Here is a 26,305-nt window from a genome sequence, read left to right on the forward strand (position 1 = left end):
GTGCAGTGTTTACGTCCGTCATCGCTTGTGGGAGCAAGGCTTGCCCGCGATAGAGCCATAAGCCCCAACCTACCTCTCAGGCCTTGGCCAAGTCCGGCAAATCCCCAATCAACCCCAGCGCCTCGCGCACGAACAGCCCCTTGGCTTCAGGCATGCGGTCCACCAGTTTCAATCCGGTATTACGCAACCAGCGCACCGGCAACGGATCGGCCTGGAACAAGCGCTCGAACCCTTCCATCGCCGCCATAAGTGCCAGGTTATGGGGCATGCGTCGCCGCTCGTAGCGGCTCAGCACCTTCACGTCTGCCAGTCGTTCGCCACGCCCGGCCGCTTGCAACAGCACTTCGGCCAGCACGGCGGCGTCGAGGAAGCCCAGGTTCACGCCCTGCCCGGCCAACGGATGAATGGTATGGGCCGCGTCGCCGATCAGAGCCAGCCCTTCGGCCACATAGCGCTTGGCATGTCGTTGGCGCAGCGGCACGCACAGGCGCGGGTCGGCGCTCAGTACCGTGCCGAGCTGGCCTTCGAAGGCCCGTTCCAGTTCGTTGCAGAACTCAGCATCATCGAGCGCCATCAAGCGCTGCGCTTCACCGGGGGTGGTGGACCAGACGATCGAGCACCAGTCGTGTTGACCGTCACGCTCAAGCGGCAGGAACGCCAGCGGACCGTTGTCGGTGAAACGCTGCCAGGCCGTCATTCGATGCGGCCGGACGCTGCGCACGCTGGTGACGATGGCGTGGTGCAGGTAATCCCATTCGCGTGTGGCGACGCCGGTCAGGCGGCGTACCGCGGAATTCGCGCCGTCAGCCGCGATGACCAGGGGCGCGCGCAACGTGCGGCCATCGGCCAGGGTCAGCAGCCAGTCGTCACCGGAACGACGCATCTGTTCCAACCGGGCATTGGCCAGCAGACCCAGGTCGCAGTCATGCAGTCGATCCAGCAAGGCGTCCTGCACAACACGGTTTTCAACGATGTGCCCAAGCGCCTCGGCGTGCAGGCTGGCGGCTGAAAAATGGATCTGCCCGGTGCCGCTGCCGTCCCAGACGTGCATGTCGGTGTAGGGGCTTGCGCGTCGGGCGATGATGCCGTCCCAGACGCCCAGGCGATCGAGGATCCGCTGGCTGGCCGTCGACAACGCACTGACCCGAGGCTCGAACGCGGCCTGGGGATCGAAGGGTTTGACGCTCATCGGGCTGCCGTCGAGCAACAGCACTTGCAGGCCACTGCCCTGCAACGCCAGCGCCAGGGCGCTGCCGACCATACCGGCGCCGACAATCAGCAGATCTGCACGCAATTCCATGCTCTAAGCCTGTTTTGCTGGCGACATCAGTCGCCCATGAAAAGAAATGACAGCCCCGGCCTCAAGCATCGGGACGCGTCCCCAACCCCATGGCCTGGCGGGCGAACCAGCGCTTGGCCGGCGGCAGCAAGTCGAGGCCCAACAGGCCGAGGTTACGGCCCAGGGACACCAGCGGCAGGCTGCTGGCGAACAGGCGCGTGACCTGGTCGGAGAAGCCCACGGTCAGGGCCTGATCCATTCGCTGGCGCTCGCGATAGGCTTGCAACACGGCAAAATCCCCAGGCTCGCTTTCGCTGTCGAGCAAGGCATCGGCCAAGGCCTGGGCGTCGCGCAGGGACAGGTTGAACCCCTGCCCGGCAATCGGATGCAGGCTGTGGGCGGCATTGCCCAGGATCGCCAGGTGCGGACGAACCTGCTCTTCGGCCTCCACCAGCGCCAGCGGGTAAAGATGGCGCACGCCTACCTGTTTCAGGGTGCCCAGGCGATAGCCGAACACGCCCTGCAATTCGCTGAGGAAACTGCGCTCGTCAAGGGCTGCGAGCCGTTGTGCGTCCATGCCCTGGCGGGTCCAGACCAGCGCGCAACGATTCTCCGGCAGCGGCAACAAGGCCATCGGGCCATCATCGGTGAAACGTTCGAAGGCCATGCCGTTGTGGGATTCGCTGGGGGTGATGTTGGCGATCAAGGCGCTCTGGTCATAGGGTCGACTGCGCACGCCGATACCCAACTGCTCGCGCAGGCCGGAGCGGCCGCCATCGGCCAGTACGGCAAGGTCGCACTCCAAGGTGGTTTCGTCGTCGAGGGTCAAGCGATAACCGCCGACCAGCGGTTCCATGCGGGTGACCTGTGCCGGGCAGCGCCAACTGACGACCTCCGGGTCCAGGCCTTGCCACAGGCATTGGCCGAGCCAGGCGTTTTCCACCACGTAACCCAGCGCCGGCACGCCCTCTTCCATGGCCGACAGCCGCGCCGTGGAAAACCGCCCGCGGTCGGACACGTGAATCTGCTTGATCGGTTCGGCGCGGCGGGAAATTTCCTGCCAGACACCCAGGCGTTGATAAATCTGCCGGGCACCGTAGGACAATGCCGAGGACCGGGCATCGTAGCTTGGCTGCCAGGCGTCGCCGGGGGCGAAGGGCTCGATCAGCATGATCTTCCAGCCCCGGGCCTTGGCACCGGCCTGCAAGGCCAGGGCCAGACTCGCGCCGACCAGGCCGCCGCCGATGATCGCCAGGTTGACCCGGCTCATGCTGCTTGCGTCCGGGCGGCGGCCATCAGGGCCTCGATGTCGGCGACCGTCTTCGGTACGCCGTGGCTCAAGATTTCACAACCGGTTTTGGTCACTACCACGTCATCCTCGATGCGCACGCCAATGCCGCGCCATTTTTTCGCGACGCTGCGGTTGTTCGGGCTGATATAGATGCCCGGCTCCACCGTCAGCGTCATGCCCACCTCAAGTACCCGCCACTCGCCACCCACCCGGTATTCACCCACGTCGTGCACGTCCATGCCCAGCCAGTGGCCGGCGCGGTGCATGTAGAACGCCCTGTGGGCCTCGCTGGCAATCAAATCGTCCACCTCACCCTCCAGCAGCCCCAGGCGCACCAATCCTTCGGTAATGACCCGCACCGTCGCTTCATGGGCCTGGTTCCAGTGTTTGTCCGGCGCAATCTGGGCAAACGCGGCTTCCTGGGCGGCCAGCACCACTTCGTAGATCGCCTTCTGCTCGGGTGAAAACTTGCCACTGACCGGCCAGGTACGGGTGATGTCGCTGGCGTAGCAGTCGATTTCACAACCGGCGTCGATCAGCACCAGGTCGCCGTCCTTGAGCAGCGCGTCGTTCTGCTGGTAGTGCAAGATGCAGCTGTTGCGCCCCGCCGCGACAATCGAGCCATAGGCCGGCATCTTCGCCCCGCCCTTGCGAAACTCATAATCGAGCTCGGCTTCCAGGCTGAACTCATGCAGCCCCGGGCGCGCCGCCTGCATCGCCCGGATGTGCGCCTGGGCGGAGATCCGCGCCGCTTCGCGCATCACTTTCACTTCTGCCGCCGTTTTATACAGGCGCATGTCATGCAGCAGATGATCCAGGGCAACGAATTCGTTCGGCGGCTGGGCGCCGAGGTGGGCCTTGGAGCGAATCACGTTGATCCATTCCATCAGGTGCCGATCGAATTCCGGGTTGCTGCCCATGGCCGAATACACCCGGTCGCGGCCTTCGATCAGGCCTGGCAGGATGTCGTCGATGTCGGTGATGGGAAACGCGTCGTCGGCACCGTAGTCACGGATCGCCCCTTCCTGGCCGGCGCGCAGGCCATCCCACAATTCACGTTCGGCGTTGCGCTCGCGGCAAAAAAGGATGTATTCGCCATGGGCGCGGCCAGGCATCAGAACGATCACCGCCTGCGGCTCGGGGAAGCCGCTGAGGTACTGGAAGTCACTGTCCTGGCGATAGACGTGCTCGACGTCGCGGTTGCGGATGGCAACGGCGGCGGCGGGCAGGATTGCGATGCTGTTGGGTTCCATCTGCGCCATCAGCGCCTTGCGGCGACGGCTGTATTCCGATTTCGGGATATGAATCATGGGCAGACGGGGTTCCCTCTAAAAATTAATGCAAGGATGGCTTGGGGGCCGCTGCATCGGTTTTCTTGGTCTCGGTGAACAGCAGCAATGGCGCGACCCGCAGGTACTCCATCACTTCCATGTAGTCGCTTTCGCCGTCATCGGACTCTTCCAGGGCATCCTGGACCTGGGAGATCGCGGCCAAGTCCTGCAACACTTCCTTGGCCTCTTCGCTCAAGGCGTATTCGCGGCGGGTCAGGCCGAAGCCGGCAAGGAAGCCCTGGCACCACTGGCCCAACGCAGCGGCGCGTTCGGCCAAGGGGGCGTCGTCGGTGGGCAGCAGCAGGACGACGGTCATGTCGTCGCTGGTCAGCTCGCCCTTGACCATTTCCTGCAGGCCGATAAGCGCGTTGCGGACGTTGTCAGCCGGTTCGCCTTCCAGCAGCTCGGCGGCGTCGGCCAACCAGCCGTCGGCTTCGAAACCGGCGCCGGCGCAGCTGCGGCCGAGCAGCAGGCCATGCAGTTCGGCAGGCGAGACAGGATGACCGCTGGTGCTCAGCAGGGTGGCGAATGCTTGATACGGGGAATTCTGAATGGGCATGGGCAGCTAGGCGCCAGACGGCGCTATGTCTAGAATGGAGGCCTTGTATCCTACATCGACAGACTCGCCAAGACTATCAGAGGCTGTGCGACCCATACCCTCCATCAGACACAATCTTCAGTGGACACAATGGAAGACACCGACCTGCAAGCGCTGATGGCCAGACTCGAACTGCTAATTGACCGGGTCGAGCAACTTAAGAGCCAAAACGGACTCCTATTAGCTCAGGAAAAAACCTGGCGCGAGGAACGCGCGCACCTCATTGAAAAAAACGAAATCGCCCGACGTAAGGTCGAATCGATGATTTCGCGCCTCAAGGCCCTGGAGCAAGACTCATGAGTTCAAGCAATAGCGTTACCGTGCAGATCCTCGACAAAGAGTATTCGATCATCTGCCCCCAGGAAGAGCGCAGCAACCTGGTGAGCGCCGCCCGTTACCTGGACGGTAAGATGCGCGAGATCCGCAGCAGCGGCAAAGTCATCGGTGCCGATCGCATCGCGGTGATGGCTGCCTTGAACATCACCCACGACCTGCTGCATCGCCAGGATACGCCGGACGTACAGGTCAGCGGCTCGACCCGTGAACAGGTGCGCGACCTGCTCGATCGGGTGGATCTGGTGCTCGCCACCGATCCAGACGTCAGCAAAGGCTGATTCGCGAGGCTGCCTGGGGTATACTCGCTTCACTCCCTGGGGTGCTTGCCAGTTGGTGATGTCCCTGAGCCGATACGCACAACCACGGGGGTTGCACGTTGGGGCCGGTGTGCATGTCCGCTTGACGGAAAGCCTTAACGCCCCCTGCAACTTCCACCTTGAACTTTCGGGTTCAAGGGCTAAGCCGACAGCGGTTCATCCGGGGAGCCTGACTCCAGACAATGCCAGTCCATGTGGACTGGCATTGTCGTTTCTGGCGCAGGCATTTCTGAGCAGCCTGTTTTGCGGTTACGCTGTGGCATCGTCACCGCGTGAAGCTCTGATATGACCGAACCTGCGCTGCTGCCCCGCCCGCAACTTCGCCGCCTGCTGCGCCAGGCCCGTCGCGCCCTGACGCCCGCCCAGCAACGGCAAGCCGCCCGAGGGCTGTACAAACAACTGGCTCAGCATCCGCTGTTTCGCCGCGCCCGCCACATCGCCCTGTACCTGCCCAACGACGGCGAGATCGACCCGCGCCTGCTGCTGCGCGCCGCCCAACGCCGGGGCAAGGCCACCTACCTGCCAGTGCTCAGCCCATGGCCGCAGACCAAAATGGTGTTCCAGCGCATCCACCCCGGCGAAAAAATGCAGCCCAACCGGTTTCGTATTCCTGAGCCGCGCAAGAACATCGCCCGGCAACGCAAGGTCTGGACGCTGGACCTGGTGTTGTTGCCACTGGTGGGGTTCGACGATGCGGGAGGCCGGCTGGGCATGGGCGGCGGCTTCTATGACCGCAGCCTGGCGTACCTGGCACGGCGCAAGCAGTGGCGCAAGCCGACGCTATTGGGGCTGGCCCATGAATGCCAGAAAGTCGAACGATTGGCACAGGCGAGCTGGGACGTGCCGCTGCAGGGAACGGTCAGCGACAGGCATTGGTATATCGCGGGGTAGACGCCGCAATAATCAGCGGCGCCAGGAAAGCGGGTTCAGCGTTTGAGCGATGGCGCGGACTGGGTGATTTCCATCGGCGCATCGGTGGTCTTGTTGGCCCATAGGCTTTGGGCGTAACCCGTGGTCACGACACCTAGACCGAACAGAATGACTAAGATCCACAACAAATCCGGTTTGCGTTTCATCGATTGCCCCCCTCAAGGCAGATCACACACGATGACAGCAGCGGTTTTCTTATTGGCCGTGCAGCAGCGTCAAGCTTGGAAGGCCGGCATTTTGCGGCAACCGGCCCCGACACGCAAACTCTGGCGTCAACCGACTGTCGGTTTGTCATAAAATCGCTGAACTATTTTTTTCAACACCGCCAAGGAGCAGCAATCATGGCCTATTGGCTGATGAAGTCCGAGCCCGACGAATTATCCATCCAAGGTTTGGAAAAACTCGGCCAGGCACGCTGGGACGGGGTTCGCAACTACCAGGCGCGCAATTTCCTACGGGCCATGGCGGTGGGGGACGCGTTCTTTTTCTATCACTCCAGTTGCCCCGAGCCAGGCATTGCCGGGATCGGCCGGATCGTCCGCGCAGCCTATCCCGACCCAACAGCGCTGGAACCTGACAGCCATTACTTCGACCCCAAGGCCGGCCCGGACAAAAACCCCTGGACCGCGATCGACGTGGCCCACGTCGAAACGTTTGCCCACGTGCTGAAGCTCGACTACCTCAAGCAACAGACCGCCCTGGCTGAAATGCCGCTGGTGCAGAAAGGCTCGCGACTGTCGGTGATGCCTGTCACGCCTGAACAATGGGCCGCGGTGATTGCCCTGCGCTGATCGCCGATGAGTTGATGGATATCAAGCTGGATCGGTCGTTGATCCCGCAGACTTCGATGCTATAGCCGCAGGATGCTGGATATGTCGACGAACCATCGTACCTCTCGCTTTTTTGCCCTCGCCTTGATGACTGTATTGCTGGCCGCTGGTGGTTTCGGCTATTGGAAATCACGCCACGATCGCCTTCCGGAAGGCCTGAGCATGGGCAACGGGCGCCTGGAGGCCACCGAAGTCCAGATTGCCAGCAAGACACCCGGGCGCCTGGCCGAAGTGCATGTCGACGAAGGCGACAACGTCATCAAAGACCAAGTGCTGGCGCGCATGGACACCCGCACCCTGGAGGCCCAGCGCAACCAGGCAGAGGCCGAAGTCGTGCGTGCCCGGCAGAACCTTGCCGCCGCCGAAGCCAACGTGCAGTTGCGCCAGAGCGAACAATTGCTCGCCCATCAGGAACTCAAGCGAACCCAGGAACTGTTCAAGCGCGGTTACGCCAGCGCCCAGGTCATCGACCAGCAACAGGCCCGAGTCGACACCGCCAACGCTGCGGTCAACGCTGCCCGGGCCCAGGTATCGGCAGCGACGGCCGCCATCGGCGCGACCCTGGCTCAAGTGGCCCAACTCACCAGCGAAATAGACGACAGCACGTTGCGGGCACCACTCGACGGCGTGATCCAGTTGCGCTTGGCCGAGCCAGGTGAAGTGCTGGGTGCCGGTGGCCGAGTACTGCTGATGATCGATCCAAACGACCAATACATGAACCTCTACCTGCCGGCGTCGGTGGCCGGGAAACTGACGGTGGGCGATGAAGCGCGACTGCTGCTCGACGCCCTGCCCGAGCGGCCGCTGCCGGCCAAGGTCAGCTTTGTCGCAGCCAAATCCCAGTTCACCCCCAAAGAAGTCGAGACCCGTGATGAGCGGCAGAAACTGGTGTTCCGCGTCAAAGTACGCCTGACCCAACCCGGCGAGATGCCCCAGGCCAAACCCGGCATGCCCGGCGCCGGCTATGTACGCACCGCCCCCATCGGTTGGCCGGCCAACCTGCAATGACCATCGCCCTGGGTGAGGCACTGCACGCTTCGGGCATCGAGCATCGCTACGGCCAGCAGGTGGCGTTGAGCGATATCACCTTCAGCCTGCCGGTCGGCACTCGCTGTGGCCTGATCGGCCCGGACGGCGCCGGCAAGTCGAGCCTGCTGGGGCTGATTGCCGGAGTGAAGAAACTCCAGCACGGCCAATTGGACGTGCTCGGTGCCTCGATCGACGACCGACGCCATCGCAACACCCTCTACCGACGCATTGCCTTCATGCCCCAGGGGCTGGGGGGTAACCTTTACCCGGACCTGTCGATACGCGAGAACATCCGGTTCTTCGGCACGTTGTTCGGGTTATCGCGGGCAGACTGCGAACAACGCATGGGCACCTTGTTGTTGGCCACCGATCTGCAGCGTTTTGCCGATCGCCCGGCGGGCAAACTGTCCGGCGGCATGAAACAGAAGCTCGGCCTGTGTTGCGCACTGATCCATGAACCGGACCTGCTGATTCTCGACGAACCCACCACCGGCGTGGACCCGCTGTCCCGGCGACGCTTCTGGGAACTGATAGAAGACGTGCGCCGACAACGCCCGCAACTGACCCTGCTGGTCGCCACCGCGTACATGGAAGAGGCTGAACAATTCGAGCATTGCCTGATGCTCGATAACGGTCGCTTGATCGCCAAGGGCTTGAGTACCGAGCTGGCGAAGGTCACCCCGGACGGCAAGCTCGATTCGGCCTTCACCCATTTCCAAGGCGACAGCGGTCGCAACGCCGAACCGCTGGTGATTCCCCCCAGGAGCGCCAACACCACCGACATTGCCATCCAAGCCCACGACCTCACCTTGCGCTTCGGTGATTTCACGGCCGTCGACAACGTCAGCTTCGCGATTGGTCGCGGCGAGATCTTTGGGTTCCTGGGTTCCAACGGTTGCGGCAAGACCACCACCATGAAGGTGCTGACCGGGCTGATCCCCGCCAGCGAAGGCAGCGCCCGGCTGCTGGGCAACCCGGTCAACGCCAAGGACCTCGCCACCCGCAAGCGGGTGGGTTTCATGTCCCAGAGCTTTTCGCTGTACGGCGAACTGAGCGTGCGCCAAAACCTGGAACTGCACGCCAAACTCTTCGACCTGCCCACGACGCAGAGCCGCCAGCGCATCGACGAACTGATCCAGCGCTTCAATCTCCAGGCTCTGGCGGACCAGCCTTCCGGCGCGCTGCCGTTGGGCCTGCGTCAGCGTTTGTCCCTGGCGGTGGCGGTGTTGCATCGCCCGGAAGTGTTGATCCTCGATGAACCGACTTCAGGTGTCGACCCGGCTGCACGGGATGATTTCTGGCGACTGCTGATCGAGTTGTCTCGCGAACAGGGCGTGACGATTTTCCTTTCCACGCACTTCATGAACGAGGCCCAGCGCTGCGATCGCATTTCGCTGATGCACGCTGGCAAGGTCCTGGCCTGTGATACACCGGCGGCCTTGCAGGCGCAGTTCAACGGCCAGACGCTGGAAGCCGCGTTCGTCACCTGCCTGGAAAAAGCCCAGGGCCAGACGCAACAAGACGCCGCCCCCGTGACCCTCGACAGTGCCGACGCCCCCCGTGACCGGCGCGGCCTGAGCCTCGGTCGCCTGTGGGCCGTCGCCAGCCGGGAGGGCAAGGAACTGTTGCGCGACAAAGTGCGGATGGCATTCGCCCTGCTGGGGGCCTTGTTCATGATGGTGGTCTTTGGCTTCGGTATTTCCCTGGATGTGGAGAAACTGGCCTTCGCCGTGTATGACCAGGATCAGAGCCCGCAAAGCCGTGCCTACCTGGAAGCGTTTCGCAGTTCGCGCTACTTCGAGGAGCAGCCGATCATTCTCGACGCGAAGGAGCTGCACCGCCGTTTGCAGCGCTCGGAGATCAAGCTGGCCCTGGAAATACCCCCCGGTTTCGGTCGTGACCTTTATGCCGGCCGCCAGCCGACAGTGGGTGCCTGGCTGGACGGCGGCATACCGTTCCGGGCCGAGACCAGTCGCAACTACGTCCAGGCCGTGCACCAGGCCAACCTTGAGCAACTGGCTGAATTCAGCAGCCGCGCGCCGACCCGGCAACCCGGTGCGACACTGGAGACGCGCTTTCGTTATAACCAGGACGTGGTCAGCGTCAACGCCATCGGCCCGGGGGTGATGGCGCTGATCCTGGCGTTCATTCCGGCCATGCTGACCGCGCTGGGCATCGTGCGGGAGAAGGAACTGGGCTCGATCACCAATTTCTACGCCACGCCGCTGACCCGCCTGGAGTTCCTGCTGGGCAAACAAGTGCCCTACCTGGTGGTCAGCCTGATCAACCTCGCCCTGCTGACAGCGATGAACCGCTGGCTGTTCGGCGTGCCGTTCAAGGGCAGCGGCCTGACGCTGGCGGTGGGCGGCCTGCTCTATGTACTGGCAACCACCAGCATGGGGCTGCTGATCTCGGCGTTCACCCGCACCCAGATCGCGGCGATCCTCGGCACCATGATCATCACCAGCCTGCCGACCATCCAGTTCTCGGGGCTGATCGTGCCGCGTTCATCCCTGGACGGTGCGGCCTCGGTGATGGGCCAGTTGTTTCCCGCCGGTTACTTCCTGGATATCGCCGTCGGCACCTTCACCAAGGCCCTGGATTTGCGCCAGCTATGGCCGCAATGCCTGGCGCTGGGCGGGTTTTTCCTGGCCTTCACCGGGCTCAGCCTGATCATGCTGAAAAAGCAGGAGGCCTGATGCACACGCTTTCACATATCTGGCGCCTGGGGCTCAAGGAGCTGACCAGCCTGCGCTACGACTCCGTCCTGCTGCTGTTTTTAGGCTACGCCTTCACGGTGGCGATCTACATGCCAGCCGCCGGTTCGGTAATCGGTGTCCACAACGCCAGTGTCGCAATAGTGGACGAAGACCAGAGCCACCTTTCGCGCCAATTGGCCCAAGTCCTGCAACCGCCGGAGTTCCAGAACCCGGTGGCCTTGCCCTATGCCGAACTGGACAACGTCATGGACAGTGGCCGCTACACCTTTGTCATTAACGTGCCTGCCAACTTCCAGGCCGACCTGCTCGCAGGACGCGAACCGACGCTGCAACTCAATGTCGATGCCACGGCCATGAGCCAGGCGTTCATGGGCGCCGGCTACATCGGGCGGATTTTCCAGCAGGAACTGACGACCTACGCCGGCCAGGCACAAACGAGCGAAGCAACGCCCGTGAGGCTGACCACGCGTTCGCTGTTCAATACCAACCTGGAAGGTGGCTGGTTCCTGGCGGTGATCCAGATCGTCAACAACATCACGATCCTGGCCATCATCCTGACGGGGACCGCGTTGCTGCGCGAGCGCGAGCACGGCACCCTCGACCACTTGCTGGTGCTGCCGCTGACGGCAGTGGAAATCATGCTGGCGAAAATCTGGAGCAACCTGCTGGTGGTGGTGCTGTGCACCTGGGCGTCGCTGGAAATCATCGTCAAGTTCGCCCTGGGGGTTCCACTTGCCGGCTCCATGGTGCTCTTTCTGCTGGTGACTGCACTCTACCTGTTCGCCAGCACCTCACTGGGTATCTTCCTCGCCACCCTCGCCCGCTCGACCCCGCAATTCGGCTTGCTGGCGATCCCGGTCATCATTCCGATGCTACTGCTGTCGGGCGGCAGTACACCGCTGGACAGCATGCCGCAATGGTTGCAATGGGTGATGCAAGGCTCGCCCTCGACGCATTTCGTCAGCCTCAGCGCGGCGATCCTGTTCCGAGATGCCGGCCCTGGTGTGATCTGGCCGGACCTGCTGGCGCTGGCGGCCATCGGGCTATTGTTCTTTGTCATCGCCCTGGCCCGGTTTCGGAAAAGCCTGGCGTCTTGACGAAAAAAAGCAGCCTTGGGCAGCGCCAGGAGATCCGGCACTGCCAAAGGCTGCGATCGAGCCGGTTTACTGAATGATCAGGTTGTTGAACAACAGGTCATCAACCATCGGCTTGCCGGTTTCGTCGCTCATCACCTGTTGGGTCTGCTTCAGCGCTTCCTGGCGCAGCTTTTCCTTGGCTTCCAGGTTATTCATGGCCTCGGTGGTCTGCTGGGCAAACAGCGCCACCAACTGGTTGCGAATCAACGGCTCATTGGCCTTGACCGCCGCTGCAGCGGCATCTCCTGTCACGCGCAGGGCTACATCGGCCTTGTAGACCCTCAGCTTCGCCGAACCGTCGAGCCCATAGTTGCCAACAAAGGGTGGGCTGAGGGTGATGTAACTGACCTTCGGCGCCTCGCCTTCCTTCGCTTCCTTGCCCTCTTCGGCCATCGCTGCCACAGGCAACGACAGGGCCAGCATCAACATGATCCACGCTTTCACAATTGATTCCTCATCCGGTTTGCGGCCCAGCATACCGCCCCGCCGTTCAAGCACAAGCTTATAGCCGGCTATCAGGGCAGGGCATGCTCGTTGACCCGTTGTCTCTCACACCTACACTTATCGGCCATCACTCCCAAAGGAATAGCCCTGATGAAAGCCGTGCTGTGCAAAGAATTCGGCCCCGCCGAATCGCTGGTGCTGGAAGACGTCGCCAGCCCCGTCGCCAAGAAGAACGAAGTGCTGCTGGACGTGCATGCCGCCGGGGTGAACTTCCCTGACACGCTGATCATCGAGGGCAAATACCAATTCAAGCCACCCTTCCCGTTTTCCCCCGGCGGCGAAGCCGCTGGCGTGGTCAGCGCGGTGGGCGAGAAGGTCAATCATCTCAAGGTCGGTGACCGGGTCATGGCGTTGACCGGCTGGGGCAGCTTTGCCGAACAGGTGGCGGTACCTGGCTACAACGTGTTGCCGATCCCCGCATCCATGGACTTCAACACCGCCGCCGCCTTCAGCATGACGTATGGCACCTCGATGTACGCCCTCAAGCAACGGGCCAACCTGCAACCCGGCGAAACCCTGCTGGTGCTTGGCGCTTCGGGCGGCGTTGGCCTGGCGGCGGTGGAGATCGGCAAAGCCATGGGCGCCAGGGTGATCGCCGCTGCCAGCAGCGCAGAGAAACTCGCCGTGGCCAAGGCCGCCGGCGCCGACGAATTGATCAACTACACCGAAACCAACCTGAAGGATGAAATCAAGCGCCTCACCGACGGCCAGGGCGCCGACGTGATCTACGACCCGGTGGGTGGCGACCTGTTCGACCAGGCCATCCGCGCCATCGCCTGGAACGGCCGGTTGCTGGTGGTGGGCTTTGCCAGCGGACGCATCCCCGAACTGCCGGTGAACCTGGCCCTGCTCAAGGGCGCCGCCGTGGTGGGCGTGTTCTGGGGCTCTTTCGCCCAACGCCAGCCCCAGGACAACGCCGCCAACTTCCAGCAATTGTTCGGCTGGTTTACCGAAGGCAAGCTCAAGCCGCTGGTGTCGCAGGTGTATCCGCTGAGCAATGCGGCACAAGCCATCAATGATCTTGGCCAACGCAAGGCGGTCGGAAAGGTGGTGGTGCAGGTTCGCTGATTGCTTACCTAAAACTGTTTATACCGGGCCGCAACCCTACGACCCGGTTTCGCCATTCCCATACCGCCCTTCATTTACACCTGAGCGACATGTTCATAAAAGAACACTGTATCTCCAAAATTCCCGCTTTTTTGTTGATGCGAACCGATGCTATTTTCGGTAACGAAACTGTAACATTCGCATCCGCAGTCAAAACAAGAAATTTGGAGCTCTTGAATGTTTGCTTTCTTTCGCCCTGCCGCACATCAGGCTCCATTGCCTGAAGAAAAAATAGACAGCACCTATCGACGCCTTCGCTGGCAGATCTTCGCCGGGATTTTCATTGGGTATGCGGGTTACTACCTGCTGCGCAAGAACTTCACCCTGGCGTTTCCGGATCTGATCGCCCAAGGCTATACAAAAGGCCAGCTGGGGGTGGCGGTGTCGGCGATCGCAATCGCCTACGGCCTTTCCAAGTTTTTGATGGGCATCGTGTCCGACCGCTCCAATCCTCGTTACTTCCTGCCCTTTGGCCTGATCGTGTCCGCCGGTGTCATGTTTGTTTTCGGTTTCGCACCGTGGGCAACCTCCAGCGTGACCATGATGTTCATCCTGTTGTTCATCAACGGCTGGGCCCAAGGCATGGGGTGGCCACCTAGCGGGCGCACCATGGTGCACTGGTGGTCGCAGAAAGAACGCGGTGGTGTGGTTTCGGTATGGAACACCGCCCACAACGTCGGCGGCGGCCTGATCGGTCCACTGGCAATACTTGGCATGGGCTGGTTCAACGACTGGCACAGCAAATTCTACGTACCGGCAGCGGTGGCGCTGCTGGTCGCTGTATTTGCCTTCATTGCCATGCGCGACACGCCGCAATCGACCGGCTTGCCACCCATCGAGAAGTACAAGAACGATTACCCGGAAGGCTACGATGCCAGCCACGAAGAAGAATTCAGCGCCAAGGACATCTTCGTCAAATACGTGCTGCGCAACAAAATGCTCTGGTTCATCGCGCTGGCCAACGTCTTCGTCTACTTGTTGCGTTACGGCATCCTGGATTGGGCGCCGACCTACCTTAAAGAGGTCAAGCACTTCAACTTCGACAAGACGTCCTGGGCTTACTTCCTGTACGAGTGGGCCGGCATTCCCGGCACGCTTCTGTGCGGGTGGATGTCGGACAAGATCTTCCGGGGCAACCGTGGCCTGACGGGCATGGTGTTCATGGCATTGGTGACCGTTGCGACGATCGTTTACTGGCTGAATCCGCCGGGCAACCCGATGGTCGATATGATCTCGCTGTTCGCGATCGGCTTTCTGATCTACGGTCCGGTCATGCTGGTGGGTCTGCAGGCACTGGAACTGGTGCCCAAGAAAGCGGCGGGCACGGCTGCCGGCTTCACCGGTCTGTTTGGTTATCTCGGTGGTTCGGTCGCGGCCAGTGCCATGATGGGCTACACGGTGGACTATTACGGCTGGGATGGCGGTTTCATCCTACTGGTTAGCGCTTGCCTGCTGGCGATGGCCTTCCTCGCGCCAACCCTGTGGCACAAGCAAATCGCCAGTCAGAGCCGCGAAGCGGTCGCCTGATCCAGCGCTGATTTGCAGCGCTTGAGCCGCGCCTCCAGATTCCGGTCTGGCATGGCGTGGCTGCGCAGGGCGTGGATGGTCTGCTCGACGTAATCGCGAGTGGTGCCGTAACGCCCACAGGCGCTTTCGAACACTTGGCTCAGCACATGGTCCGGCAGGTTGCCGGCATAGCTGGGCAGGTGTCGCTCCAGCACGAACCCCAAGGCTTGCACCCGGCTGCCATCCTCGAGACGGCAAGTGAGCCAGTGCGGACGATAGGACGGAACCGGCATCTCGCGCTGCCACAGGGCAAACAGCGAGTCCTCGAGATTCTCCTGCGGCAATCGGTAGGCGAAACCGCTGCACGAACCGCCGCGATCCAGCCCGAACACCAGCCCCGGCAACTCCGGTGTACCGCGATGCTCGTGGGACCACAGGTACAAACCGCGATGATAACCATGGACCCGGCCGCGCATCCGCTCCACCGCCGTGCATTCGGGCCGCCAGATCAATGAACCGTACGCGAAGAGCCAGACCGGACCGCCCTGGTGGAGGCTCATGGTCAATTGCATCGAGGCGAGCAGTTGCTCACGGGTCAGCTGCGGCCCCAGTTCCAGTCGTGGTGGATACAGGGCACAGGTAATGGCGGATTCGATAGCGGTCATGGCCGGTAGCGGTTGGCTCCTCGCGGGTCAAAGAGTTCGGTCGCGCGCCGTCATGATGCTGGCGCACATAGAGATCAAGGCAAGTTGGATGCCACCCCTGCCTATGATGTTGGCATATACCTTAACGACATCTAGGGCGCACGCTAAATATCGAATAGATATATCGTCAGGCCTATAACCCTGTGGGAGCAAGGCTTGCCCGCGATGAGAGCGATGCGGTCTTTCAGAGACCAAGTTGCCTGTTTCGCGGGCAAGCCTTGCTCCCACAAAGCGGAAATTCCCTCGCCACAAAAGCAGACCTCAGGCAAATTTCAAGAGTGGCTCAAGCCCGCGGCGCATACGCAAACACGTCGGCGCGCATTTGGTGGGCGTCCATTCCAGCTTCCACCAGCGCATCGAGCGTGGCGTAGATCATGGCCGGCGAGCCGCTGGCGTAGACGTGGACGCCGCAAAGATCGCGGATGTCCTCGCACACGGCCTCATGGAGCATGCCGCAGCGCCCTTCCCAGCCGCACAAGTCGCTGACGACTTTATGCAGGAACAGATTCGGCAGTTTTTTCCATTCGTCCCAATGCTCGATTTCATAGAAATCTTCCGGCCGCCGCACACCCCAATACAGGTGCACCGGATGCTTGAAACCCGCCGCCCGGCAATGCTCGATCAGGCTGTGCATCTGCGCCATGCCGGTTCCGGCGGCGATCAACACCAACGGTCCGTCCGGCAGTTCGGACAAATGCGTGTCGCCAAAAGGCATCTCGATACGCACGCTGGGGTTGCGTCGCAGTTGCTCCAGCAAGGCTTGTGCACTGCTTTCGCGCACCAATACGTGCAATTGCAGCTCGCGCCCCGAATGCGGTGCCGAGGCCAGGGAGAAGGCCGATTTTTCGCCGTTCTCCCGTTCGATCATCAGGTACTGCCCGGCGTGATAGCGTGGCGGCTTGCCGGCCGGCGCACGCAGGCGCACCCGCCAGACATCGCCCCCCACGTCGGCGCACTCGACCACCTGGCACGCCAGGTTGCGTACCGGCAGCTCACCCGGCGACAGCACGCCATCCCACAACACCACGCAGTCCTCCAGCGGCTCGGCGATGCAGGTGAAGATCTCACCGTGATCGCGCACCTCGCCCGCCTGTTCCACACGGCCTTCCACCAACAACGCGCCACAGACGTGGCAGTTGCCGTTGCGGCAGCTTTGCGGGCATTCATAGCCCAGGCGCCGCGCACCATCGAGAATCCGCTCGGCGGGCCGAATCTCCAGCACCGCCCCGGAAGGCTGCAAGGTTACACGCATCAATCTATTCCTAACTGATTCCAGATGGCATCGATCCGTTGGGTAACGGCTTCATCCTTGACGATAACCCGGCCCCACTCACGGGTGGTTTCACCGGGCCACTTATGCGTGGCATCGAGCCCCATCTTCGACCCCAAGCCAGACACCGGCGAGGCGAAGTCGAGGTAGTCGATCGGCGTATTCTCGATCATCACCGTGTCGCGCTTGGGGTCCATGCGCGTGGTGATGGCCCAGATCACGTCGTTCCAGTCCCGTGCGTTGATATCGTCGTCGGTGACGATAACGAACTTGGTATACATGAACTGTCGCAAAAACGACCAGACCCCCAGCATCACCCGCTTGGCGTGTCCCGGATACGACTTCTTCATGGTCACCACGGCCATGCGATACGAACAGCCTTCCGGCGGCAAATAGAAATCGGTGATTTCCGGAAACTGCTTCTGCAGGATAGGCACGAACACTTCGTTCAGCGCCACGCCAAGAATGGCCGGCTCATCGGGCGGACGACCGGTATAGGTGCTGTGGTAAATCGGCTTGATCCGATGGGTGATGCGCTCGACGGTGAACACCGGGAAGCTGTCGACTTCGTTGTAGTAGCCGGTGTGGTCGCCATACGGGCCTTCATCGGCCATCTCGCCAGGATGGATCACCCCTTCGAGGATGATCTCGGCGGTGGCCGGCACTTGCAGGTCATTGCCGCGGCATTTCACCAGCTCGGTACGGTTGCCGCGCAACAGGCCGGCGAACGCATATTCGGAGAGGCTGTCGGGCACAGGCGTGACGGCGCCGAGGATGGTCGCCGGGTCCGCGCCCAGGGCCACCGACACCGGGAAGGGCTGGCCGGGGTGTTTTTCACACCACTCACGGTAGTCCAGTGCACCGCCGCGATGACTCAACCAGCGCATGATGACTTTGTTGCGGCCAATCACCTGCTGACGATAGATACCCAGGTTCTGGCGGTCCTTGTTCGGGCCCTTGGTAACGGTCAGGCCCCAGGTGATCAGCGGCCCTACGTCGCCCGGCCAGCAGGTCTGCACCGGGAGCATGGCCAGGTCGACATCGTCACCCTCGATCACCACTTCCTGGCAGATCGCATCCTTGACGACTTTCGGTGCCATGGAAATGATCTTGCGGAAAATCGGCAACTTGGACCAAGCGTCCTTCAGGCCTTTGGGCGGCTCGGGCTCCTTGAGAAACGCCAGCAGCTTGCCGATTTCGCGCAGTTCGCTGACGGCTTCAGCCCCCATGCCCAAGGCCACGCGCTCCGGCGTGCCGAACAGGTTGCCCAGCACCGGAATGTCATAACCCGTAGGATTCTCGAACAGCAGCGCCGGGCCTTTGGCCCGAAGCGTGCGGTCGCAGACTTCCGTCATCTCCAGCACTGGAGAGATGGGAACCTGGATGCGTTTCAACTCGCCGCGCTGCTCAAGCTGCTGCACGAAATCCCGAAGATCCTTGAATTTCATTGAGATGCCACCCCGAAAATAGGCGTACATCCTACCTGCTCTAACGCCCAAACAGCAGCCCGCGCTTACGTGGCACGATCAATTTTCGGCTGTATCCAGCAGCACCGGGGCAAAAAGTGGGCTTAGTCGGGTGCTACCGAAATCAGACAGATGATCCTCATCCTTGTACTGCGAGTAACCATCGATTTCGATACTGCAGGTCTGCCCCGCGCACATCAGCGGGGCCGGATCGATGACATGTACGCCTGGATCGGCGGCGCTCATCGAGTTGAACAAGGCACTGAGAAAATGCTGACGGATCAAGTGCTCCTGGAGCGGGCGCCCCAATCCTTCGGCCGAACGTCCAACCCGGGCCAGGCTCGTCAGTCGGTTGATAGCGCTCGTGCGCTGCAGCGGCACTTCCTTGAACAACCACACCTGCACACCCGCCGCCCTTAACATTGCCACCCGGGCCTTGAGCGCCGCGGCCATGCGCGCCTCGGCCTCGGCCGTATTGTCGCGGGGGTTGAGCACCATATTCCTGTCGCCGTCCTCGCGACCATAGACGTAAAGGCTCCAGTTGGAGGCCAGCACCACATCCTTGATCTGCAGGCGGCGAACCTGCTCCATGGTCGCTTCATTGAAGTCACTGCAACGTTGGCGCAGGTCGTCGCTCAGGATCGGCGGACAGCCGCTCATGCTGTAAAGCCACACCGGGCGCACCTCACGCGTGGCATTGCTTTCGATCGCCGGCAACAACGCCGCGGCATGGCTGTCGCCCCAGAACAGTTGAGTCGCCGGAACCTCTTTGTTCTCGCCAATCAGGCACACCTTGTCCAGATGCTTGTCCGAAGTCACCAGCAAGCATTTCATCTGCCCGGCCTTCCAATCCCGCGCCTGCGCATACTCCAACGCCTTGCCGGTAAGGCGCTGGGGAAAACCATCCGCCGAACGCACCACCGAACCTGTCACCGCCAGGGCGACCATGGCCAGCAAGCCTCCCACCAGTACCGGTTTGCGTCCGGGTAGCAAGCGTTTCTCACGAAACGGAAGCTCGACGAAGCGCCAGCTCAGCCAGGCAAGGCTCAACGCCAGCAGCATCCAGCCCACCGCCTCCAAATGTTCGATACCGTCGATGGAAACAGCATTGGCATAGACATAGACCGGCCAATGCCACAAGTAAAGGGAGTAGGAAATCAAACCAATCCAGACGAGCAGCCTGGTACCGAGCAGTTGAGCGACCCAGGTCGACCCCTGCACCCCGGACCAAATCAGCGCGGTGGCGCCGAGAACAGGCAGTAAGGCGGCCCAACCCGGGAACGTCGTGGTCCTGTCAAAGGTGAAAACAGCCAGCAGCACCGCCGCCAACCCGGCCACACCCGCCGATTGATAGAGCCACGGCCTCACGCCATGTCTGGACGTGGGCAATACCGCAAGCATCGCACCGCACAACAGTTCCCAGGCGCGTGTCGGCAACGAGAAGAAAGCGACATCGGGCTTGCGGTCGATGTAAGCGATGTTCAGCCCGAAGGAAACCAGCAAGACGACAAACAGCATCCAGCGCCAATGACGCACATGACGCATCAACAACACCATCAGCAGCGGAAAGAAAATGTAGTACTGCTCCTCGACAGCCAACGACCAGGTATGAAGCAGCGGCTTGAGGTCTGACGCCGGCTCGAAGTAGCCGTCCTCACGCATGAACAAGATGTTTGAAATGAACAACGACTGATAACGAACCGTCCGGCCAAGCTCCGAAAAGTCCTTGGCCGTCAACAGCAACCAGCCCAGGGCCAACGTTACCAGCAGCACCAGACTCAGGGCCGGAAGGATGCGTCGCGCACGCCGGGCCCAGAAATCGACGAAGCTGAAACGCTGCGCGCTGATCTCACGGAACAGGATGCCGGTTATCAGGAACCCGGAAATGACAAAGAAGACATCGACCCCGACAAAGCCGCCGCTGAACGTGTCGAAGCCGAAATGAAACAGCACCACCGGGACAACAGCCAAGGCCCTCAAGCCGTCAATATCACGGCGATTGCCAAACGTGTGCATAACACTCCTTGTTCTTGAAATATAAAATGCCAACAACAAGGACACTGCCAGCCCTAAAAAGTGTCGATCTTGATACAAATCCAGCAAAAAAAAGAGCGCCCTGTTCAGGGCGCTCTTTTTTTGAAGCGTTGCTTCGTGTTACTTGCGTTTCATCGACAGGAAGAACTCATCGTTGGTCTTGGTCGTCTTCAGCTTGTCGACCAGGAACTCGATGGCGGCGACTTCATCCATCGGATGCAGCAACTTGCGCAGGATCCACATGCGCTGCAACTCGTCGTCGGCGGTCAGCAACTCTTCGCGGCGTGTGCCGGAACGGTTGATGTTGATGGCCGGGAACACACGTTTCTCGGCGATACGGCGATCCAGGGGCAGCTCCATGTTGCCAGTGCCCTTGAATTCCTCGTAGATCACTTCGTCCATCTTCGAACCGGTTTCAACCAGCGCGGTGGCGATGATGGTCAGCGAACCGCCTTCCTCGATGTTCCGTGCGGCACCGAAGAAACGCTTCGGCTTTTCCAGGGCGTGGGCATCGACACCACCGGTCAGCACCTTGCCGGAGCTCGGGATCACGGTGTTGTAGGCACGGGCCAGACGGGTGATGGAGTCCAGCAGGATCACCACGTCTTTCTTGTGCTCGACCAGGCGCTTGGCCTTCTCGATCACCATTTCGGCAACCTGCACGTGGCGGGTCGGCGGCTCGTCGAACGTCGAGGCAACCACTTCGCCGCGCACGGTGCGCTGCATCTCGGTCACTTCTTCCGGACGTTCGTCGATCAGCAGCACGATCAGGTGAACTTCAGGGTTGTTACGGGCGATGTTGGCCGCGATGTTCTGCAGCATGATCGTCTTGCCCGCTTTCGGCGGCGCCACGATCAGGCCACGCTGGCCTTTGCCGATGGGTGCGCACAGGTCGATGACACGACCGGTGAGGTCTTCGGTGGAACCGTTGCCGGCTTCCATCTTCATGCGCACGGTCGGGAACAGCGGGGTCAAGTTCTCGAAGAGAATCTTGTTCTTCGCGTTTTCCGGACGGTCGAAGTTGATCGTGTCGACCTTGAGCAGCGCGAAATAACGCTCGCCTTCCTTCGGAGGGCGGATCTTGCCAACGATGGTGTCACCGGTGCGCAAGTTGAAGCGACGGATCTGGCTCGGCGAGACGTAGATATCGTCTGGGCCGGCGAGATAGGAAGCGTCTGCAGAGCGGAGAAAGCCGAAGCCGTCCTGGAGAATCTCCAGCACGCCATCACCGGAGATTTCCTCGCCGCTTTTCGCGTGCTTTTTGAGCAGGGAGAAAATCACGTCCTGCTTGCGCGAACGGGCCATATTTTCTATGCCCATCTGTTCGGCCAATTCGAGCAGTTCGGTAATCGGCTTTTGCTTGAGTTCAGTCAGATTCATATAGGAATGACGTAATCATTTATGGAGGGGGGAAATTAAGCTTTTGGCTTAATGAGGCCGCGCCGCGGAGAAGGCGACAGGATCGCGTACTTATTCGAAAGGAGAGCGTCGGCGACGGCTTGCAGGGGGCAATGGAGAAACCAGTGCGGGGCCGAATGTAACACCTGGGTTTGCAAGCGTCTAGCCCTGAATAACGAAAAAGCCCCGCCAATTGCGGGGCTTTTCCAGTGGCATTCGGCGCTTAGATGTTGGCGTCGAGGAAAGCAGCCAGTTGCGACTTCGACAGCGCACCTACTTTGGTGGCTTCGACGTTGCCGTTCTTGAACAGCATCAGGGTCGGGATACCACGTACGCCGTGCTTGGCCGGAGTCTCCTGGTTTTCGTCGATGTTCAGCTTGGCAACGGTCAGCTTGCCTTTGTAGGTCTCGGCAATCTCGTCCAGGACCGGGGCGATCATTTTGCAGGGACCGCACCACTCAGCCCAATAGTCGACCAGTACCGCGCCTTCGGCCTTGAGTACGTCAGCCTCGAAGCTAGCGTCGCTAACGTGTTTGATCAGATCGCTGCTCATGGAAATCTCCGGGGTTGTCAGCAAAAAAACGTGGCCCATCATAGCGGCCCTTCCCGGGTTCAGGAAGCCGCAGTTGATTGAGTCTCGCTATGGCGGTCGATGGCTTTGGGTATGGCCGGCCTCACGAAGCAGCGGGGGCGACGAAGGAGATCCCGGTGCGCAGTGCGGCGTTACGTACATGTTCCTGCATGGCTTTTTGCGCAGCGCCTGAAGCGCGGCGAGCCAGGGCGCGAAGGATCTTGCGATGCTCCTGCCAGGTTTCCATCGCCCGCTCCGCCCTGATGAACGGTAGTTTCTGGCTCTCCAGGAAGATGTCGGCGCTGGCGGTGAGGATGCTCAGCATCGCCTGGTTGCCGCTGGCCAAGAGGATGCGCCGATGGAACTCGAAATCCAGCCGCGCAGCGGCGTCGAAATCGCCGATCTTCAATTCCCGGCGCATGGCTTCGACATTGTCTTGCAGCTTGTCCAGCTCATCGGCGCTGAGGGTCACCGCCGCCAACCCCGCCGCAAAACCCTCCAGGGCGTAGCGCAGCTGGAAGATATCCACTGGCGAGGCCTGGGCCGCGAACGGCCAACCCGGCGCCGAGTCGCTGCGTGGAGCCTCTACCGGGGCCTGCACGAACACCCCCTTGCCCGGTTGCACGCTGATCATGCCCAGGGCACTGAGCGATGACAGCGCTTCGCGCAACGACGCCCGACTCACCCCCAATTGCAGCGCCAGGTCCCGTTGCGACGGCAGCGCATCGCCCGGGCCGAAGCCTTCATCGACGATCAGTTTGCGGATGGCTTGCAGGGCCACTTCAGGAACGGCGCGAGCGATGGAATTCATGATTTTCAGGACGAACCGGGCCAGTGAGCGGCTAGTTGTAAAGCTATTCATCGCGCCCGGCAAGTCGTGCCCCAGCAGGGTTCGGCGACAAATACCGACGCTCGATAACGGTGCGAAAAACGCCGCGACTGTTCAGACCAGTAAGACCGCTCCCCACCAGCAAAACCGTGGCTTGGACCGATGAAAAGCCGCCTTGGCATGGCCTGTGCTCTGTCCGAACGCAGAAATCACATCACCGATTGCGGAGATTCGCCATGATTCAGCGTTGCAGCGCCCTGCTCACAGCCCTGTTTGCCAGCCTGATGCTTTGTCAGCTACCCGCCCACGCCGATGGTCTGGAAGACGTGGTCAAGCGTGGCACCCTCAAGGTCGCCGTACCCCAGGACTTCCCGCCATTCGGTTCGGTAGGCCCGGACATGAAACCTCGCGGCCTGGACATCGACACCGCAAAACTGCTGGCCGACCAGCTCAAGGTCAAGCTTGAACTGACGCCGGTCAACAGCACCAACCGCATTCCCTTCCTGACCACCGGCAAGGTCGACCTGGTGATTTCCAGCCTCGGCAAGAACCCCGAGCGGGAAAAGGTCATCGACTTCTCCAACGCCTATGCGCCGTTCTACCTGGCCGTGTTCGGCCCGCCTGATGCCGCCATCAACACTCTGGATGACCTCAAGGGCAAGACCATCAGCGTCACCCGTGGCGCCATCGAAGACATCGAGCTGAGCAAGGTCGCCCCCGAAGGCACCACCATCAAGCGCTTCGAAGACAACAACTCGACCATCGCCGCCTACCTGGCCGGCCAGGTGGACCTGATCGCCAGCGGCAATGTGGTGATGGTCGCCATCAGCGAACGCAACCCCAAGCGTATTCCGGCGCTGAAAGTAAAACTCAAGGACTCGCCGGTGTACGTGGGCGTGAACAAGAACGAGCCGGCGCTGTTGGACAAGGTCAACCAGATCCTCGCCACCGCCAAGACCGATGGCAGCCTGGAGAAAAACGCCCAGACCTGGCTCAAGCAGCCGCTGCCGGCCGATCTCTGACCGTCGCTTGAGAGGCTGAGCATGGCTTATCAGTTCGATTTTCTGCCGGTGGTGCAAAACACCGAGCTGCTGTTGCGCGGCGCGCTGTTCACCCTGGAACTGACGGCCATCGGCACGTTGCTCGGGGTCAGCCTGGGCATCGTCGGGGCCGTGGTGCGGGCGTGGAACATTCGCCCGTTCGCGGCGATCTTCGGTGTGTACGTGGAATTGATCCGCAACACGCCGTTCCTGGTGCAACTGTTTTTCATCTTCTTTGGCTTGCCGTCCCTGGGCCTGCAGATTTCCGAATGGCAGGCGGCGGTGCTGGCGATGGTGATCAACCTCGGCGCCTACTCCACCGAGATCATTCGCGCCGGCATCCAGGCGATCCCGCGGGGGCAACTGGAAGCCGCCGCGGCCCTGGCGATGAGCCGTTTCGAGGCCTTCCGTCATGTGGTGCTGCTGCCGGCGCTGGGCAAGGTCTGGCCGGCCCTGAGCAGCCAGATCATCATCGTGATGCTCGGCTCGGCGGTTTGTTCGCAGATCGCCACCGAAGAGCTGAGCTTTGCCGCCAACTTCATCCAGTCACGTAACTTCCGCGCGTTCGAAACCTATGCGCTGACGACGCTCATCTACTTGTGCATGGCGCTGTTGATCCGCCAGTTCCTGAACTGGGTGGGTCGCCGCTGCCTGTACAAGAGCGGTAATGGGAGCGGCCGATGAGCGATTTCACTTTCTGGGACGTGGTGCGCAACCTGCTCACCGGCCTGCAATGGACCCTGGCGCTGTCGCTGGTGGCGTTTATCGGTGGCGGCGTGATCGGCTTGCTGATCATGGTGTTGCGCATCTCCAAAAGCGCCCTGCCCCGCAACATCGCCCGTACTTACATTGAGCTGTTTCAAGGCACACCGCTGTTGATGCAACTGTTCCTGGTGTTCTTCGGTGTAGCCCTGGCCGGGGTGGAAATTTCCCCGTGGATGGCGGCGGCGATTGCCTTGACGCTGTTTACCAGCGCCTACCTGGCGGAGATCTGGCGCGGTTGTGTCGATTCGATTTCCCACGGCCAGTGGGAGGCCTCGGCGAGCCTGGCCCTCAACCCGCTGGAGCAGTTGCGCTATGTGATCCTGCCCCAGGCCCTGCGCATCGCCGTGGCGCCAACCGTGGGCTTTTCGGTGCAAGTGGTCAAGGGCACGGCCGTGACCTCGATCATCGGCTTTACCGAACTGACCAAGACCGGCGGCATGCTCGCCAACGCCACGTTCGAGCCGTTCATGGTCTATGGCCTGGTCGCCCTCGGTTACTTCCTGCTCTGCTACCCCTTGTCCCTCAGTGCGCGCTACCTGGAAAGGAGACTGCATGCCTCTGCTTAGAATTACCGCCCTGCATAAATACTACGGCGATCATCACGTGCTCAAAGGCATCGACCTGAGTGTCGAGGAAGGCCAGGTGGTGGCGATCATCGGCCGCAGCGGCTCGGGCAAATCCACCTTGTTGCGCACCCTCAATGGCCTGGAATCGATCAACGACGGCGTAATCGAAGTCGACGGCGAATACCTCGATGCGGCCCGCGCCGACCTGCGCAGCCTGCGGCAGAAAGTCGGGATGGTGTTCCAGCAGTTCAACCTGTTCCCACACCTGACGGTCGGCGAGAACGTCATGCTGGCGCCGCAAGTTGTCCAGAAAGTGCCCAAGGCCAAGGCGGCCGAGCTGGCGCGACAGATGCTGGAACGGGTCGGGCTCGGCGAGAAATTCGATGCCTTCCCGGACCGTTTGTCCGGCGGCCAGCAGCAACGGGTCGCGATTGCCCGGGCCCTGGCGATGTCGCCGAAAGTGCTGCTGTGCGACGAAATCACTTCGGCCCTGGACCCGGAGCTGGTCAATGAAGTGCTCAGCGTGGTGCGGCAACTGGCCAAGGAAGGCATGACCCTGATCATGGTCACCCATGAAATGCGTTTCGCCCGGGAAGTCGGCGACAAACTGGTGTTCATGCACCAGGGCAAGGTCCATGAGGTGGGCGATCCCAAGGTGTTGTTCGCCGAGCCGCGGACGGCCGAACTGGCGAATTTTATCGGGACGGTCGAGCCGGCCTGATCTTTGCTGCCAAGGGAGTCCTCTGTG

The 26,305-nt window shown here is 61.4% G+C and carries 26 protein-coding genes and 1 other RNA gene; 14 read left to right on the forward strand and 13 right to left on the reverse strand.

Annotated elements, in window-relative coordinates; all coding sequences use genetic code 11:
* Positions 1 to 76: 76 nt before the first annotated feature.
* From AC09SL_RS23555 to AC09SL_RS23570, 4 genes are all read right to left on the reverse strand, one after another.
* Complete coding sequence (locus tag AC09SL_RS23555; RefSeq protein WP_196764458.1) at positions 77 to 1,294, reverse strand: 2-octaprenyl-3-methyl-6-methoxy-1,4-benzoquinol hydroxylase; 1,218 nt, start codon at positions 1,292 to 1,294, stop codon at positions 77 to 79.
* A 67-nt stretch (positions 1,295 to 1,361) separates the two neighbouring features.
* Complete coding sequence (gene ubiH, locus AC09SL_RS23560) at positions 1,362 to 2,549, reverse strand: 2-octaprenyl-6-methoxyphenyl hydroxylase (RefSeq protein WP_058542285.1); 1,188 nt, start codon at positions 2,547 to 2,549, stop codon at positions 1,362 to 1,364.
* Entirely contained in the window at positions 2,546 to 3,880 is a 1,335-nt protein-coding gene (gene pepP / locus AC09SL_RS23565) for a Xaa-Pro aminopeptidase (protein ID WP_058542286.1), read from the reverse strand. The genes ubiH and pepP overlap by 4 nt, the downstream gene beginning before the upstream one ends.
* Before the next feature lie 25 nt (positions 3,881 to 3,905).
* On the reverse strand, positions 3,906 to 4,460 hold the full coding sequence (locus AC09SL_RS23570; protein WP_058542287.1) for a YecA/YgfB family protein: 555 nt from the start codon (positions 4,458 to 4,460) through the stop codon (positions 3,906 to 3,908).
* Positions 4,461 to 4,589: 129 nt separating this feature from the next.
* On the opposite strand from AC09SL_RS23570, the gene AC09SL_RS23575 reads away from it, so the two are divergent.
* The 4 genes from AC09SL_RS23575 to AC09SL_RS23590 all read left to right on the forward strand — a co-directional run bounded on the left by AC09SL_RS23575 (position 4,590) and on the right by AC09SL_RS23590 (position 6,043).
* The gene (locus AC09SL_RS23575) at positions 4,590 to 4,799 is read left to right on the forward strand and encodes a TIGR02449 family protein (RefSeq protein WP_003177365.1); all 210 of its coding nucleotides are present in this window, start codon (positions 4,590 to 4,592) and stop codon (positions 4,797 to 4,799) included.
* Positions 4,796 to 5,113 (forward strand): cell division protein ZapA, encoded by a 318-nt coding sequence (locus AC09SL_RS23580; protein WP_039590276.1) that lies wholly within the window; start codon positions 4,796 to 4,798, stop codon positions 5,111 to 5,113. Before AC09SL_RS23575 ends, AC09SL_RS23580 begins: the two co-directional genes overlap by 4 nt.
* A gap of 30 nt (positions 5,114 to 5,143) precedes the next feature.
* A non-coding RNA gene (ssrS, locus tag AC09SL_RS23585) (6S RNA) lies at positions 5,144 to 5,323 on the forward strand.
* 114 nt (positions 5,324 to 5,437) lie between these two features.
* Positions 5,438 to 6,043, forward strand: a complete 606-nt coding sequence (locus AC09SL_RS23590) for a 5-formyltetrahydrofolate cyclo-ligase (RefSeq protein WP_058542288.1) — start codon at positions 5,438 to 5,440, stop codon at positions 6,041 to 6,043.
* Positions 6,044 to 6,078: 35 nt separating this feature from the next.
* Here AC09SL_RS23590 and AC09SL_RS23595 read toward each other — a convergent pair whose 3' ends face one another.
* A complete protein-coding gene (locus tag AC09SL_RS23595; RefSeq protein WP_165826062.1) occupies positions 6,079 to 6,228 on the reverse strand; it encodes a hypothetical protein in 150 nt (49 codons plus the stop codon).
* Between the two features lie 195 nt (positions 6,229 to 6,423).
* On the opposite strand from AC09SL_RS23595, the gene AC09SL_RS23600 reads away from it, so the two are divergent.
* The 4 genes from AC09SL_RS23600 to AC09SL_RS23615 all read left to right on the forward strand — a co-directional run bounded on the left by AC09SL_RS23600 (position 6,424) and on the right by AC09SL_RS23615 (position 11,758).
* Positions 6,424 to 6,873, forward strand: coding sequence for an EVE domain-containing protein (locus AC09SL_RS23600; RefSeq protein WP_058542289.1), 450 nt, complete (start codon positions 6,424 to 6,426; stop codon positions 6,871 to 6,873).
* 81 nt (positions 6,874 to 6,954) lie between these two features.
* A complete protein-coding gene (locus tag AC09SL_RS23605) occupies positions 6,955 to 7,920 on the forward strand; it encodes an HlyD family secretion protein (protein ID WP_058542290.1) in 966 nt (321 codons plus the stop codon).
* Positions 7,917 to 10,640, forward strand: a complete 2,724-nt coding sequence (gene rbbA / locus AC09SL_RS23610) for a ribosome-associated ATPase/putative transporter RbbA (protein ID WP_058542291.1) — start codon at positions 7,917 to 7,919, stop codon at positions 10,638 to 10,640. The genes AC09SL_RS23605 and rbbA overlap by 4 nt, the downstream gene beginning before the upstream one ends.
* Positions 10,640 to 11,758 carry an ABC transporter permease gene (locus AC09SL_RS23615; RefSeq protein ID WP_058542292.1) on the forward strand — a complete coding sequence of 373 codons (1,119 nt, stop codon included), beginning with the start codon at positions 10,640 to 10,642 and terminating at the stop codon, positions 11,756 to 11,758. The genes rbbA and AC09SL_RS23615 overlap by 1 nt, the downstream gene beginning before the upstream one ends.
* Positions 11,759 to 11,824: 66 nt before the next feature.
* On the opposite strand, the gene AC09SL_RS23620 is transcribed toward AC09SL_RS23615, so the two are convergent.
* A complete protein-coding gene (locus tag AC09SL_RS23620) occupies positions 11,825 to 12,241 on the reverse strand; it encodes a flagellar basal body-associated protein FliL (RefSeq protein WP_057449588.1) in 417 nt (138 codons plus the stop codon).
* Positions 12,242 to 12,391: 150 nt separating this feature from the next.
* On the opposite strand from AC09SL_RS23620, the gene AC09SL_RS23625 reads away from it, so the two are divergent.
* The gene (locus AC09SL_RS23625; protein WP_058542293.1) at positions 12,392 to 13,369 is read left to right on the forward strand and encodes an NADPH:quinone oxidoreductase family protein; all 978 of its coding nucleotides are present in this window, start codon (positions 12,392 to 12,394) and stop codon (positions 13,367 to 13,369) included.
* A 216-nt stretch (positions 13,370 to 13,585) separates the two neighbouring features.
* Complete coding sequence (glpT, locus tag AC09SL_RS23630) at positions 13,586 to 14,935, forward strand: glycerol-3-phosphate transporter (protein WP_058542294.1); 1,350 nt, start codon at positions 13,586 to 13,588, stop codon at positions 14,933 to 14,935.
* Here glpT and AC09SL_RS23635 read toward each other — a convergent pair.
* From AC09SL_RS23635 to AC09SL_RS23665, 7 genes are all read right to left on the reverse strand, one after another.
* On the reverse strand, positions 14,911 to 15,579 hold the full coding sequence (locus AC09SL_RS23635) for a gamma-glutamylcyclotransferase (RefSeq protein WP_058542295.1): 669 nt from the start codon (positions 15,577 to 15,579) through the stop codon (positions 14,911 to 14,913). The genes glpT and AC09SL_RS23635 overlap by 25 nt on opposite strands.
* 322 nt (positions 15,580 to 15,901) lie before the next feature.
* Complete coding sequence (locus tag AC09SL_RS23640) at positions 15,902 to 16,870, reverse strand: CDP-6-deoxy-delta-3,4-glucoseen reductase (RefSeq protein ID WP_058542296.1); 969 nt, start codon at positions 16,868 to 16,870, stop codon at positions 15,902 to 15,904.
* Positions 16,870 to 18,336, reverse strand: coding sequence for a 4-hydroxy-3-polyprenylbenzoate decarboxylase (gene ubiD / locus AC09SL_RS23645; protein WP_058542319.1), 1,467 nt, complete (start codon positions 18,334 to 18,336; stop codon positions 16,870 to 16,872). Before ubiD ends, AC09SL_RS23640 begins: the two co-directional genes overlap by 1 nt.
* A gap of 78 nt (positions 18,337 to 18,414) precedes the next feature.
* Positions 18,415 to 20,370: an acyltransferase family protein gene (locus tag AC09SL_RS23650; RefSeq protein ID WP_058542297.1), complete on the reverse strand. Its 1,956-nt coding sequence runs from the start codon at positions 20,368 to 20,370 to the stop codon at positions 18,415 to 18,417.
* A 138-nt stretch (positions 20,371 to 20,508) separates the two neighbouring features.
* Positions 20,509 to 21,768, reverse strand: coding sequence for a transcription termination factor Rho (gene rho, locus AC09SL_RS23655; RefSeq protein ID WP_003206716.1), 1,260 nt, complete (start codon positions 21,766 to 21,768; stop codon positions 20,509 to 20,511).
* A 241-nt stretch (positions 21,769 to 22,009) separates the two neighbouring features.
* Entirely contained in the window at positions 22,010 to 22,339 is a 330-nt protein-coding gene (gene trxA / locus AC09SL_RS23660) for a thioredoxin TrxA (protein ID WP_003206727.1), read from the reverse strand.
* A gap of 121 nt (positions 22,340 to 22,460) precedes the next feature.
* Positions 22,461 to 23,168 carry a FadR/GntR family transcriptional regulator gene (locus AC09SL_RS23665; protein ID WP_058542298.1) on the reverse strand — a complete coding sequence of 236 codons (708 nt, stop codon included), beginning with the start codon at positions 23,166 to 23,168 and terminating at the stop codon, positions 22,461 to 22,463.
* 254 nt (positions 23,169 to 23,422) lie between these two features.
* Here AC09SL_RS23665 and AC09SL_RS23670 point away from each other — a divergent pair, with 254 nt between their 5' ends.
* The 4 genes from AC09SL_RS23670 to AC09SL_RS23685 are packed head-to-tail and all read left to right on the forward strand — an operon-like array spanning position 23,423 to position 26,278.
* Complete coding sequence (locus AC09SL_RS23670; protein ID WP_058542299.1) at positions 23,423 to 24,208, forward strand: transporter substrate-binding domain-containing protein; 786 nt, start codon at positions 23,423 to 23,425, stop codon at positions 24,206 to 24,208.
* A 21-nt stretch (positions 24,209 to 24,229) separates the two neighbouring features.
* A complete protein-coding gene (locus AC09SL_RS23675; RefSeq protein ID WP_014340792.1) occupies positions 24,230 to 24,910 on the forward strand; it encodes an amino acid ABC transporter permease in 681 nt (226 codons plus the stop codon).
* A complete protein-coding gene (locus tag AC09SL_RS23680) occupies positions 24,907 to 25,557 on the forward strand; it encodes an amino acid ABC transporter permease (protein ID WP_003206735.1) in 651 nt (216 codons plus the stop codon). The genes AC09SL_RS23675 and AC09SL_RS23680 overlap by 4 nt, the downstream gene beginning before the upstream one ends.
* Positions 25,544 to 26,278, forward strand: coding sequence for an amino acid ABC transporter ATP-binding protein (locus tag AC09SL_RS23685; protein WP_058542300.1), 735 nt, complete (start codon positions 25,544 to 25,546; stop codon positions 26,276 to 26,278). The genes AC09SL_RS23680 and AC09SL_RS23685 overlap by 14 nt, the downstream gene beginning before the upstream one ends.
* Positions 26,279 to 26,305: the final 27 nt, after the last annotated feature.

The organism is Pseudomonas sp. PF05 (assembly GCF_056521845.1).